13 protein-coding genes are annotated in these 12,955 nt (G+C 60.8%); 8 read left to right on the forward strand and 5 right to left on the reverse strand.

Annotated features, from left to right (window positions below; genetic code table 11):
* Positions 1-75 precede the first annotated feature (75 nt).
* The 5 genes from I7X13_RS16575 (at position 76) to I7X13_RS16595 (ending at position 3,923) form a co-directional block, all read left to right on the forward strand.
* Positions 76-825 carry a ferritin-like domain-containing protein gene (locus tag I7X13_RS16575; protein WP_198076325.1) on the forward strand — a complete coding sequence of 250 codons (750 nt, stop codon included), beginning with the start codon at positions 76-78 and terminating at the stop codon, positions 823-825.
* Between the two features lie 27 nt (positions 826-852).
* Positions 853-1,767, forward strand: a complete 915-nt coding sequence (locus tag I7X13_RS16580; protein ID WP_198076326.1) for a ferritin-like domain-containing protein — start codon at positions 853-855, stop codon at positions 1,765-1,767.
* Positions 1,768-1,936: 169 nt separating this feature from the next.
* Positions 1,937-2,659, forward strand: coding sequence for a ferritin-like domain-containing protein (locus I7X13_RS16585; RefSeq protein WP_198076327.1), 723 nt, complete (start codon positions 1,937-1,939; stop codon positions 2,657-2,659).
* Positions 2,656-3,504, forward strand: a complete 849-nt coding sequence (locus I7X13_RS16590) for a ferritin-like domain-containing protein (protein ID WP_198076328.1) — start codon at positions 2,656-2,658, stop codon at positions 3,502-3,504. The genes I7X13_RS16585 and I7X13_RS16590 overlap by 4 nt, the downstream gene beginning before the upstream one ends.
* Before the next feature lie 212 nt (positions 3,505-3,716).
* A complete protein-coding gene (locus I7X13_RS16595; RefSeq protein ID WP_198069913.1) occupies positions 3,717-3,923 on the forward strand; it encodes a hypothetical protein in 207 nt (68 codons plus the stop codon).
* Positions 3,924-3,947: 24 nt separating this feature from the next.
* On the opposite strand, the gene queG is transcribed toward I7X13_RS16595, so the two are convergent.
* The 4 genes from queG to I7X13_RS16615 all read right to left on the reverse strand — a co-directional run bounded on the left by queG (position 3,948) and on the right by I7X13_RS16615 (position 7,806).
* Complete coding sequence (queG, locus tag I7X13_RS16600; RefSeq protein WP_198076329.1) at positions 3,948-4,877, reverse strand: tRNA epoxyqueuosine(34) reductase QueG; 930 nt, start codon at positions 4,875-4,877, stop codon at positions 3,948-3,950.
* A gap of 149 nt (positions 4,878-5,026) precedes the next feature.
* Entirely contained in the window at positions 5,027-6,082 is a 1,056-nt protein-coding gene (ruvB, locus tag I7X13_RS16605; RefSeq protein WP_198069911.1) for a Holliday junction branch migration DNA helicase RuvB, read from the reverse strand.
* A 203-nt stretch (positions 6,083-6,285) separates the two neighbouring features.
* Positions 6,286-6,633, reverse strand: coding sequence for an HIRAN domain-containing protein (locus tag I7X13_RS16610; protein WP_198069910.1), 348 nt, complete (start codon positions 6,631-6,633; stop codon positions 6,286-6,288).
* A 9-nt stretch (positions 6,634-6,642) separates the two neighbouring features.
* Positions 6,643-7,806, reverse strand: coding sequence for an acyltransferase family protein (locus I7X13_RS16615; protein WP_198076330.1), 1,164 nt, complete (start codon positions 7,804-7,806; stop codon positions 6,643-6,645).
* Between the two features lie 397 nt (positions 7,807-8,203).
* Between I7X13_RS16615 and I7X13_RS16620 the strand changes: the two genes are divergently transcribed.
* The 3 genes from I7X13_RS16620 to I7X13_RS16630 all read left to right on the forward strand — a co-directional run bounded on the left by I7X13_RS16620 (position 8,204) and on the right by I7X13_RS16630 (position 11,597).
* Entirely contained in the window at positions 8,204-9,340 is a 1,137-nt protein-coding gene (locus I7X13_RS16620; protein ID WP_198076331.1) for a hypothetical protein, read from the forward strand.
* 70 nt (positions 9,341-9,410) lie between these two features.
* A complete protein-coding gene (locus I7X13_RS16625) occupies positions 9,411-11,162 on the forward strand; it encodes an FG-GAP-like repeat-containing protein (RefSeq protein WP_198076332.1) in 1,752 nt (583 codons plus the stop codon).
* A 66-nt stretch (positions 11,163-11,228) separates the two neighbouring features.
* Complete coding sequence (locus I7X13_RS16630) at positions 11,229-11,597, forward strand: DUF4177 domain-containing protein (protein WP_198076333.1); 369 nt, start codon at positions 11,229-11,231, stop codon at positions 11,595-11,597.
* 80 nt (positions 11,598-11,677) lie between these two features.
* Here the strand turns inward: I7X13_RS16630 and I7X13_RS16635 are convergent, their stop codons facing one another.
* Positions 11,678-12,913 carry an acyl-CoA dehydrogenase family protein gene (locus I7X13_RS16635; protein ID WP_233454820.1) on the reverse strand — a complete coding sequence of 412 codons (1,236 nt, stop codon included), beginning with the start codon at positions 12,911-12,913 and terminating at the stop codon, positions 11,678-11,680.
* Positions 12,914-12,955 lie beyond the last annotated feature (42 nt).

Raw genomic sequence — 12,955 nt, forward strand, 5'->3', positions numbered from 1 at the left:
TTTCGCACCGGCCCGGCCCCGAGCCAATGGCTTTCGCAGTTGCCCCTCCTTTTGCTCATCAAACGCTATTTTCTCATGTCCGATACGCTTCGGCCCACTGATTCTCAAAGCCCGCAGCCGGTGCAGCCCTTGCTGGCACGCATCAAGCGCCGGTCCTTCTTTATGTATGCCGGCGCTACGGCCGGGGCTACGGCGCTGGCCCTGGCCGGCTGTTCGAAGGATGAAACCACGCCCAGCAGTGCCGCCACCAACGTCAGCTTCGGCACTGGCGATGCCAGCGTGCTCAACTACGCCTACGCCCTCGAGCAGCTCGAAGCTGCCTTCTACGCCAAGGTGGCCGCCCTCACCACCTCGCCACTGCTGGCCGCCGAAGTGCCGTATTTTGCCAAATTGGCCACCCATGAGGCCATTCACCGTGACTTTCTGCGCACGGCCATCAACCGCGACTTCGGCGGCACCATCATTCCCGACCTCACGCCGAAATTCGACAGCATCGACTTCACCAAGCGTGTGAAGGCCGCTACCGATACCAAGCTGGGCATTCTCGATGCCGCCAAGGCATTTGAGGACCTGGGCGTGGCGGCCTATAATGGCGCGGCCAAGCTTTTCAAAGGCTCGGTGTACTTGGGCATTGCGGGCCAGATTGTGTCGGTCGAGGCGCGGCACGCCGCCTACGTGCGCGACCTGATTACCCCCGGCTCCTTTGCCACTAACGAGGGAACCGATGTGCTCGGCTTCGACCGGCAGCTGACGCCGACCGCCGTATTCGCCATCGCGCAAACCTTCGTGGAGCAAAAGCTCGACGCCAGCACCATCGGCCAGTAATCCTCTTCTTCCGACTTCTTTTTTGCCATGAATTTTTTCAACATCATCGACCTGCTGGCGGAAGCTGACCCCGACGTACTGGACCGTTTCAGCTCGCGCCGCGCCGTGTTCAACTCGCTGGGCACTGTGGCCCAGCGCGCGGCCCTGGCCACCTCGCCCCTGTTTCTGGGCGCTTTATTCCAGAAGGCCTACGCCGGCACGGCCTCGCTGCCCACCGACATCCTGAACTACGCCCTGACCCTAGAGCTGCTCGAAGCCGACTTTTACCGCCAGTTCCTCGCCGCCGGCCAGATTCCGGCCGGCGCGGCCTTCGATGCCATCACCGTCATCAAAACCCACGAGGACGCGCATGTAGCCTACCTGCACGATGCCGTCATCAAGGCCGGAGGCACGCCGGTCACAGGCTCAAGCACAGCCGGCATCCGCTTCAACCCCAGCCTGCTGCCCGCCACCTACGCCGACCAGCTGAAGTATGCCCAGGTGTTGGAAGACACCGGCGTGCGCGCCTACAAAGGCCGCGCCGCCGAGCTAATTGGCACCGATTTGCTTACGCCGGTGCTCCAGATTCACTCCATCGAGGCCCGGCACGCGGCGCATATTCGCACCATGCGCGGCCAGCAGCCTTGGGTGAGCATTGGCGACGACCTGGCCGCCGATGCCAACTACAAAGCCGCCTATACCAGCGGCGTAGCCAGCAGCACGCGCACCACCGTCGCCCTCGGCGGCACCACCTACGGCATCCCAGCCTTCAACCCGGCCCAGCCCAGCCCCCAGGAAAGTAATTTGCAGCAGGGAGCGGCCGGCACGAAACTCGCCCTGCTCATCACCACGGGCATCGGCAGCACCACGTACCTGCCCGATGATGCCGCTGCCGCCTTCGACGAGCCCTTGCAGGCCGCTGAGGTACTGGACTCTTCCCGCGCCGGCGGGCTGCTGGCTTAAGCCATAACCACACTCTGAGCGGCACTCTTTCGGCTGCCAGCCGGTTCTGCCCCGCGCAGGACCGGCTTTGTTTTTTAGGGCTTTGCAACCAATGGATGGGTAGCGAGTACCTTTGTAATGGCTGGAACCCGGCTTCTCGGGTTAGCGGGCTGGCTTGAATACTTTACGAATGTCTGACCACACTTTTTTGCCCGCCTGGCGGGAGCAGTCGCTGGGGCGACGCGTGTTTCTACGGGTTTCGGCGGCTTCGGCGGCCTCAGTGGCTCTGATTGCGGCCGGCTGCTCGGGTACTACTACCACCCCCACTCCTGCCGACCCTTACCAGCTGGCTCTACCAGCCGGCGACTCGGGCCTGCTGTACTACGCCTACCTGCTGGCCCTGGCCCAGATTACGCTCTACCAGAAAGTAGTAGACGCTCCGCCCACGGACCTGACCACTGCCGAGCGCGCCGTTTTTGCCGACCTGCGCGACCATGAGGTAGTGCATCAGAAAACCATTAGTTACCTCATCGACACGACGGGCGCTACGCAACTGGTTCCTACCGACTTCGTGTTCAATCTCAGCAAATTCACGCTCAGCACCCGCGCGGGTGTGCTGGCAGCCGCTCAGCAGGTTGCCGACCTCGTGGCGGCTGCTTACCCGGTGCTGCTGACGTTGTTCACCACCAGCAGCGTGCCGCAGCGCACCATTCTGCTCAAGATGTCGTCGGTGCAGGCCCGCCAGGCCGCGGCAGTGCGCGACCTGCTCACGCCCGGCTCCTTTGCCAACAGCGACGTGGTGGACAGCGCCGGCCAGCTGCTCACCAAAACCCCTACCGAAGTGATGACGGCACTGGCCCCCTACTTCGCTCCTTACGTTATTTCCGTGGCCAGCCTGGCTGTTCCTGTATGAAGCTGATTTCCATTCTTGACCACCTAGCGGCTGCGCCCGCCACTGCCGCGCCGGCCCCCCGCCGCGCCCTGCTGGCCCAGCTGGGGCGGGCCGCCGTGGCGGCACTGCCGCTGGGGGCAGCCCTGCCCGCCGCCGCCGCGCCAGCCGATACGTCCTACGATGCCGTGACGCAGCTGCTCCAGCTCGAACGCACGCAGGTTGCTCTTTATACCCAGGCCCTGGCCGCTACCGGCCTCATCCCGGCGGCGCAAACTGCCGATTTTCAGCGCCTGTTGGCCCACCAGACCCAGCACGCCGCCCTGTTCCTCAAAGCCCTGCAGGATGCCGGAGCCATTGTACCCGCCCTGCCCCGGTTCGATTTCAGCGGCAAGCACGGCGTGGCCACCAACCCCGAGCTGTTTCCTAACGTGCTCACGAACTATGACGCCTTCCTGGCCCTGGCCCAGCAACTGGAAGACCTGAGCGTGCGCCTCTACCAAACACAGTCCATTAATATCAGCGACTCGCAGCTGCTGCGGGCCGCGCTGCGCATTCACGCCGTGGAGGCCCAGCATTCGGCCCACATTCGCGGGCTGCGCAAGGGCCGGGGCGCAGTAGTGCAAAACTGGCCCAGCGAGGAAGACACCGCTATAGTGCGTCCCGCTGCCGCCCAAGCCTTGACCACGGCCGCTACGGGCGGCGAAGAAAATGGTGTTCAGTACGTAACGCCGGGGGTGCCAATTCCATTCGCTTCTTTGCTGCTCATCAGCACCAACACGGCCATTCACGACCCGGCGCTGGCCGAGGCTTTTGATGAGCCCGTAAGCAGCGCAGCAGCTCAGGCAGCCCTGAATTTGTTCGTGTAACCCGCACTTATAAAATTTTGGCTTTTTATCCAAAAAGAGTGGCCCTGGCTGCTCTTTTTGCGTATCCGGCCCGCTAGTGTTCCACTTCAGGAGCACCATGGATTGTGAAAATCTTAAGTATATATATTAACTTTAATATCCGACAGCAAGTCTTATCAATTAATATTGCTGCGCTTCTACTTACTATTTCACCGTCCTTTTTTCCCCACCCTATGCTGGATTACGTGAAAATGATTCTGACCAAGGTCAGCTTCAACAAAGCCCTGTTTGAGAAAGAACTGCGCAAAGCCCTCAAAATGATAAAGCCCGCCGAACTGCCTGACTTCCGCACCTGGTGCTACCGGCAGTTTGTGCGCCTCTACCGCCGGGTGCTCAAGCGGGTATTTGCCAGCACCACGCCGGAAATCGGCCTGGCCTAGGAAAAGCCCCCGCGCGGGCCGACGCTATTCGGCCACAAACCTGATGTTGCGTTTCAGCCCTTCGTAACCCGTGCGCTTCACGGCCGACTGACGGAACAGCTCCGTAAATAATTCGTGGGTGATTTCGCGCCAGTCGCCGGGCGTCAGGTCTTTGAGGCCGGGCGCGGGGTTGAACTGTGGCTCGTTGTGCGGCTTCGCAAAGCGGTTCCAAGGGCACACGTCCTGGCAGATGTCGCAGCCGAAAATCCAGTTGCCAAACTGCCCGGCCACCTCGGTCGGAATCTGGTCTTTGAGCTCGATGGTGAAGTAGCTGATGCATTTGCTGCCGTCTACCACGTAGGGCTCGGTGATGGCTTGGGTGGGGCAGGCATCCACGCACTTGGTACAGGTGCCGCAATAGTCGCGGATGGGGCCGTCGGCGGGTAGCTCTACATCCACAATCAGCTCGGCAATGAAGTAGAACGAGCCCGTGCCGGGTGTTATTAGGTTCGAATTTTTACCTACCCAGCCGAGGCCGGATTTCCTGGCCCAGGCCTTGTCCAGCACCGGCGCCGAATCAACGAAACACCGCCCGCCAATGGCACCGATTTCAGCTTCCATGTCGGCCAGCAACGTTTTCAGCTTGTCTTTGATGACGAAGTGATAGTCGCGGCCGTAGGCGTATTTGCTGATTTTGAGGGTGTCGTCGGGCTGCTGGGTTTCCGATGCGGGGTAGTAGTTGAGCAGCAGCGAAATCACCGATTTGGCCCCGTCTACAAGCAGGCGCGGGTCGAGGCGCTTGTCGAAATGGTTTTCCATGTAGCCCATCTTGCCGTTCATGCGGCGCGTGAGCCAGGTTTCGAGGCGTGGGGCTTCTTCCTCCAGGAATTCCGCTTTCGAAATGCCGCAGGCCATAAAGCCGAGCTCGGCAGCACGGCGCTTGATGAAGGGAGCCCATTGGGACTGGGGAAGCATGGGCAATGGAATTGATAACAGGTAAAAATAGGTCATCCTGAGCGCAGCGAAGGACCTTATCACGCTTAGCCGACTGTGCTGAACAATCTTTTAGGCGTGATAAGGTCCTTCGCTGCACTCAGGATGACGGACAATATAAGGCGACAGCCTTACGAGGTTATCTCATCAAACAAGCTCGCGCCGTTATTGCCGCGCAAGTGGTTTGGCAGCAGGCGGCCGAGGTGCTGGTACGCGGCCTCGGTGGCCTCACGGCCGCGCGAGGTGCGCTTGATGTAGCCTTCCTGAATCAGGAACGGCTCGTACACTTCTTCGATGGTTTCGCCTTCCTCACCGCAGGCGGTGGCAATGGTGCTGATGCCCACCGGGCCACCCTTGAACTTGTCGATGATGGTGGTCAGGATGCGCTTGTCCATGTCGTCGAGGCCGCGGGCGTCTACATCGAGGGCGTTAAGGGCAAACTGCGCGATTTCGACCGTGATGGTGCCGTCACCCTTGATTTGGGCGAAGTCGCGGGTGCGGCGCAGCAGGTTGTTGGCGATGCGGGGCGTGCCGCGCGAGCGACGGGCAATTTCAAAGGCCGCGTCCTCGTGGATGGGCGTGCCCAGAATCTCGGCCGAGCGCTGCACAATGCTGGTCAGCAGCTTGGAGTCGTAATACTCCAAGCGGGCCGAGATACCGAAACGTGCCCGCAGCGGGGCCGTGAGCATGCCCGAGCGCGTGGTAGCGCCCACCAGGGTGAAGGGCGACAGCGAAATCTGCACCGAGCGGGCATTCGGGCCCGAATCGAGCATGATGTCGATGCGGTAATCCTCCATCGCCGAATACAAGTATTCTTCCACCACGGGGTTGAGGCGGTGGATTTCGTCGATGAACAGCACGTCGTGTGGCTCCAGGTTGGTGAGCAGGCCAGCGAGGTCGCTGGGCTTGTCGAGCACGGGGCCACTGGTCATCTTGATGCCCGAACCCAGCTCGTTGGCAATGATGTGCGATAGGGTAGTTTTGCCCAGGCCGGGAGGGCCGTGCAGCAACACGTGGTCGAGGGCATCGCCGCGCATTTTGGCGGCGGCCACAAACACTTTCAGGTTCTCCAGAATCTTGTCCTGGCCCGTAAAATCGTCGAAACTGAGCGGCCGGAGGGCTTTGTCGATGTCCTTGTCGGTGGCATCAAACCCGTCGGTGCCACCGGTAAGATAGGCTTCGCGCATAATGATATTGCTAAAATGATTGGTCGGCGCTTGCTAAGCGTATGAGTAACTAAATCAGCAGCGAAAAAGCTCCTTGCGTTGAATAAAAATCGGCTGTCATCCTGAGCGCAGCCAAGGACCTTATCAGGTTGGAGCGGCTATTCTGATGTGATAAGTTCCTTCGCTGCTCTCAGGATGACAAAAGGCCTCCAGAGGCCCCGTTCCTACTCGTGCAGCAGCACTTCGATGTCGAGGTGCAGCCAGTCGGTTTCCCAGGATTTGTGGTTGAGGCGGGCCGAAAGGTGCTTGCCGGCATCGAGCAGGCGGGCTACGGTCTCGTTGCGGCCCTCGGGCAGGTAGCCGAGCCAGACGTTGGCGGGGTCGGTGGCGGGGGCGGTGTGCACCTGCACGGCCCAGTCGTCGTAGTGGTTATCGGCTTCGCGGCTTAGGTGCAGGGCCTGGCCCACCTTTAGCTTGGGCTCGTATTTTTCCAGGTTGGGGCGGTGCGAGGTGCCGGCCACGAGGCATTCGAGCAGCACAAGGGGTTCGGAAGCAGGGACGACTTTCATCATGGGGCCAAATTACGGCACCGGGATGGCTTCTGCTACCGGCACGGCGGCCACAGCCGGCGTAACAAGCGGCGGAACCGGCCCGAAACGACTCCGCTTGTACCGCGCCTTGATGTAGTGGTTGCTGGGCATTTCCACGAAGCGGTGCAACAGGTAGCTCAGCACCATGCTCAGCACGAAGATGAGAGCGGCCAGCACGTACATGTTATCGAAGAGCCCGCGGTGGTCGTTCTCATACTTCAACCAACGGATTACCAGCTGGTGAATGAGGTAGAAGCTGAAACTGATTTCGCCCAACAACACCATCGTCCGGCCAGACAGTAGCGTCGAAAGGTAGCCCCGCTGGTAGGAAAACGAGAGGATTACGAAGGCAATGGGCAGCCAGTAGTAGCACGAATACCGGTACACGATGGCAAAGTCGCGGTGAAAGTGAAACACCGTGACGAAAGCCGCTAACGACAACACTTCGAGCGCGGTAGCACCCAGGCGGGAACGGTAGGCCCGGCCCACAAAGCCCTGCTTGTAAACCTGATGCAGGGCAATGCCCAGCAGAAAGTCGACCAGCCGGAAGAACGGATTGATGTAGAACAGCTTGTGGTACTCGTCTTCCTGCGATACCTGCATCAGAAACGGCACCGCGAGAAACAGTACCCACCCAAAGCGGAGCAGCAGCTTGTTGCGGACCAGCAGAAACACCACGAACGGGAACGTGAAGTAGAAGAACATTTCATCCGAAATGCTCCACGACGGCCAGTTGTAGGAGAAATAGTACGGCATCTCCGGAATGAATGCCTGCAACAAGGTGGCGTTGGTGAACAGCACGTTGAGCCCGGTGGCCATGTTCTGGAAAGGGCCCGCGTATTCCTCGGCCGAATACAGCATAAGGCCCAGGGCCAGCAGCATGGTGACGAGGTGCAGCGGGTACACCCGGGCAATGCGGGCCACCCAGAATTCGCGAAACGACACCCGCCGGCTCAGCAGCCGCTCATCGTAGTTCAGCGACAGAATGAAACCGCTCAGGATAAAGAAGAAGCTGACCCCAATAAAGCCCTCGCCCATTACCAGCTCGTACCAGTGGGCATACCGGGGGTAGGTGGCCGCATCGAAGAACTGGATGTGGCTGGCAAACACCATGAAGGCAAACAGAAACCTCAGCGAGGTGAGCGGCTTAATCATTGAGCTGTGCGTAACGGGACTGCGCCCGCATGGGTTAGTGATTGGGTGATTTATCTGCCGGCCACTGGGGTAGAGAGGCGCTGGCAGGACGTGAATACCCTGGATTACGGGGCCGATGCCGTGCGTGGGAAAGATTAACTGTGAAGCGCCTGCCCCAACAGACAGTTCTGGTTGAAACTGTACATCAGATAGCTGAACTGCTCGCTGACATTGCTGTTCGCACTGCCGCTGACTAAGTTCGTTACCGAAGTTTTGCACCGATAACGCTGCTTAACAAGAAGTAAAACTACGGTACGGATGGGAGTTTTACAGTGCAGACATAGTTGGGCAGGGCGCATTTTCAGGTTTTCTTCCCAATTTACCGTAGCCATCGTGCGTGGCAGCCCAGCCCTTCCCCATGGCCGATTTTGATGACGACGACTTGGATGCAGCTTCTGAAGAAGAGCATGCTGCCGAGCAAGCCGCACAGTTTGAAGCCGAATTGCAACGGCAAATTGCCCTGCTGCCGCCCCAACTCTACGAAACCATGCAGCCGCTGCTGCTGCTGGGCAGCGTGGCCAGCTACATGCTGCTGGGCCACGACGACGACCCGGTGCCCCTGGCCCTGAAGGAGCTACTTAGCTACGACCTCGACACGCTGCAGCTGGTGGTGGCCGCGGCCGACAACCACAGCCTGGCCCGCCTGATGGCCGCCCACACCCTCCAGCTGTTCGACTTTGTGGTAGTGGGCCGGCTGGTGTTCGAAAGTGCCCTGGACGAGCCCCTGCGGGCCTACCTGTCCCGCCACCAAGCCCCAGAAGGGGGGTTCGCCGGGCCGCGCCAGTACATGCTCACCTTCGGCGAGTCGCTGCTGGAAAACATTGCGCAGTACCTGGCCGGGACCGATGCCGAGCTACGCGAGGAGTTGCACCTGCGCCGCCTGCAAACCGAAAGCATCTTCGCCCGCCTCGACGACACGCTGCGGCCCTACTATCCGCCCGGCCACTCGCCCGAAGAAATCCAGGCCGAGGCGCTGGACGCGGCCGACGAAGCCGAAGACGCGGAAGAGCCGGCCGTGCACGTCACCTTCAACGCAGGCCAGCGCGTGACGCTGAGCACCGCCCTGCGCCTGCCCTACATTTTGGCCGAACTGGGCGAAACTGCTTTTGGCCGGGCGCTGGGCGGGGTGCGCCGCCTGCGCCGCAAGGCCCTGGAGCGGCTGGCCGCCCGCCTGGCCGCCTCCGATGCCGAGGAGCCGCTCAGCCTCAGCCGCTCGGAGCTGCTGCGGCTGTACCAGGCGGCGCAGGTGTGCGCCCTGAGCACCGTGACCGACGTGATGGCCACCGGCAGCCTGGAAGACGTGATGCGCAACGCGGCGGCCAGGAGTGAAGAAACCGCGGAAGAAATAGCCGCCTCGGCCCACCATGCCCGTGAAGTGCTGCTGCTGCTGATGGCCGGCTTCGTGGAAGTGGTCGAAGTCAACCACCCCGATGATGAGGAAATAGCCGAGGCGAAAGCCGAAATCTCGCAGCTAGCCGAGCTGCTGGCCGAGTGATGATTCGGCCGCCCGCAGCCAAGCTTTACGCTTGCTAAAATTGTAGCACTCCTTTCCAACCACATTCCCTATGACAAACTTTTACTCACTCCCCCGCTGGACACTGCGCACCGGCTTGTTGCTGGCCCCGGCGGGCGTGGCGCTGGCCCAGGCTCCCGTCATTACCTCGGTTATTCCGATGGCTAATGCGCGGGCGGCGGCTCGCAGCGGCCCCGTCACGGTTAACTTTAACCAACCGCTCACGGCCGCTTCGGCGGGGTCGCTCAAGGTGTTCTCGGCCCAGCAGGGCGGGCTGCGCTCGCGTGGGGCCACGCCGGCGGTGGCGAGTGGTAGCACGCTGAGCTTTGCGCCGACGGCCTATGATTTTCGGCCCGGCGAGACGGTGCAGTACACCGTGACCACGGCGGCGGCTGGCAGCGGCGGGGCGCTGGCCCAGGGCCGGGTGGGGCAGTTTACGGCGGCGGTTGGCGGCACGGGGCGGGGATATTTTCAGCCCGGTAATGAGCCTGCCGTGGGCGGTATGCCTGCTTTTATGACAGCGGCCGATGTGAATAGCGACGGTGCCCTGGACCTGCTCCTGTGTAATATGGGCAGTGCTGCCGCCCCAGGTTCAACAGTAAGCATAAGGCTGAATATGGGCAATGGGACTTATAGCGGCACGCTAAATGTGCCAGTAGGCAACATGCCGAGCGGTATAAATACAGGTGATGTAGACGGAGATGGCGACATCGACTTCGTGGTGGCCAATCAGCTCAGCAACACCGTAAGCGTGCGTCTGAATGATGGCAGTGGGGGGTTCACGGGTGGCCAGGAAATAGCCGTGGGTCCTGCTCCCTACTCGGTGACGCTGGGCGACGTGGACGGGGACGGCGACCTGGATTTACTGGTCCCCAACTCGGGGGCGAATTCTGGCACTACCACCGGTAGCGGCACTGTAAGTCTATGTCTCAATGCTGGCAACGGCACTTTTGGTGGTGGCCAGAACGTGCCCTCGGGCGGCTTCAGCCCATGTAATGTAGTAGCCGCCGATGTGGACAATGACGGCGACCTCGACCTGCTGATAGAAAACTATGGTGGTAACAACGTGAGCGTACGCCTGAATAACGGCACCGGTAGCTTTAGCGGCACCCAGAACGTGGCGGTTGGCAGCATTCCGCTGAGCATGGTGGCCGGCGACGTGGACGGCGATGGCGATGTAGACTTGCTCACGGCTAACTTTTATGGCAATACCGTGAGTGTGCGCTTAAACGATGGCAGCGGCATATTCTCAGGGAGCCAAGAAGTGAGTGTAGCAGGCGGTCCGCTAGGCATGGCTTTAGGCGACGTGGACAGCGACGGCGACCTAGACCTGCTTGTGCCTATTGCCACTACCACTCCTTACTCCCCCAATAATCCGGTGAGCTTACGCCTTAACAACGGCAGCGGCATCTTTGGCGGCAGCCAGGAGATGGCCGTAAGGGGTATACACTCTTTTATAACAATTGGCGATGTAGACAGCGACGGCGACCTGGATTTCATTACCGATAACGGCACCAATACGGTGAGTGTGTATCTAAACGGTGCTACGGCCTTGGCGACTAGTAATGGCCTGCCCACGCTGCAGCTACTAACCCTCTACCCCAACCCCGCCTATGGCGCAGTAGCCCTCACCGGCGCCGCCCCCAACGCCCCGCTCACGGTGCTCGATGCGCTGGGCCGGGTATTGCTCACGGCCACGGCTGATGCGGCTGGCGCGGCGCGGCTGGTGCTGCCCGAGGGTCTGCCGGCTGGCGTGTACTTAGTGCGCAGCGGCGGGAAGGTACGCCGCCTAACCGTGGAGTAAGCCCAGGCGGAATCCTGACGCTGCGTAAGTTGCGGGGGCATTCATTTCCTCCTCCCCTCCCTTTTTATGAAAAAATTCCTTCTCCTGGCTTCTTTGTCGCTGGCCGTGGCTGGCTCGTGGGCGTTTTATCCCAACGCAGCGCCCGCCCCTACGGGCTACCTGATGGTGGTGGGCAGCGGCCGCCCGGGCAATGAGTCCTATGTGCCCGAAATCATTACCATTCAGCCCGATGGCAAGCAGCAGGTGCAGCGCCTGACCAACGTGAAGCCCGGCACCGACCGCACCAGTACCGACGTGGCCGTGGCCCTGCATCATGCCGAGGTATTACAGGTGAATGCCTTGGCCGCCAAAGGCTGGCGGTTGGTGAGCGTGGCCCAGAGCACCGTGGGCGTGGGGGCTACCACCGAAACCGTGTACATGATGGAGCGGCGCTAACACGTTCTGCTAAAACAAGAACCGGCCGCCTCAGCAATGAGGCGGCCGGTTCTATTACCGCTGTTCGGCTAAAACGGGCCCTATTTAAATGCCTGAATACCCGTAATATCCGCACCCGTAATGAGCAGGTGAATGTCGTGCGTGCCCTCGTAGGTAATCACCGATTCGAGGTTCATCATGTGGCGCATGATGGAGTACTCGCCGGTGATGCCCATGCCGCCGTGAATCTGACGGGCTTCGCGGGCCACGTGCAGGGCCATGTCGACGCTGTTGCGCTTGGCCATCGAAATCTGGGCGCTGGTGGCTTTGCCTTCGTTTTTGAGCACGCCCAGGCGCCAGGCCATGAGTTGGGCTTTGGTGATTTCGGTGAGCATCTCGGCCAGCTTCTTCTGCTGGAGCTGGAAGGCACCGATGGGCCGGCCGAACTGCTCGCGCTGCAAGGAGTATTTCAGGGCCGACTCATAGCAATCAATGGCTGCGCCGATGGCGCCCCAGGCAATGCCGAAACGGGCCGAATCGAGGCAGGACAGCGGGCCTTTCAGTCCATCTACGTTGGGCAGGATGTTCTCTTTGGGGATTTTCACGTCCTCAAACACCAGCTCGCCGGTGCAGGAGGCGCGCAGGCTCCACTTGTTGTGGATTTCGGGCGTGCTGAAGCCTTCCATGCCGCGCTCCACAATCACACCTTTGATGCGGCCCTGCTCGTTTTTGGCCCACACCACGGCCACTTGGCACTCGGGCGAGTTCGAAATCCAGAGCTTAGCGCCGTTCAGCAGGTAATGGTCGCCCATGTCCTTGATGTTGGTAGTCATGCCGCCGGGGTTCGAACCGTGGTCGGGCTCGGTGAGGCCGAAGCAGCCCAGCCACTCGCCGGAAGCCAGTTTGGGCAGGTACTTCTTGCGCTGCTCTTCGGAACCGTAGGCGTAGATGGGGAACATTACCAATGAGCCCTGCACCGAGGCCGTGGAGCGCATGCCGGAGTCGCCGCGCTCAATTTCCTGCATGATGAGGCCGTAGCTGATGTAGTCGAGCCCGCCGCCGCCGTATTCCTGCGGAATGGTGGGGCCGAAGGCGCCCACGTCGCCAAACTTGCGCACGATTTCGCTCGGAAAGTGCGCGTCCTGCGCCCACTTTTCGATGTTGGGGCTGATTTCCTTCTTCACGAAGTCGCGGATGGACTGGCGGATGAGGAGGTGCTCCTCGGTCAGCAGGCCGTCGAGGTCGAAATAATCAGTGAAGCCGTTGGCATTGGTGCTGCCTTTCTGGGCAGTGTGGGCCTTGGCCTGGGGGGAGAGAACGTCAGCTTCGGATGACATGGGGCGGGGATTGGGGTGGTGAGGTGGGAATTTGGGCAAAGA

This window comes from Hymenobacter negativus, from assembly GCF_016056375.1.
GTDB classification, from domain to species: domain Bacteria; phylum Bacteroidota; class Bacteroidia; order Cytophagales; family Hymenobacteraceae; genus Hymenobacter; species Hymenobacter negativus_A.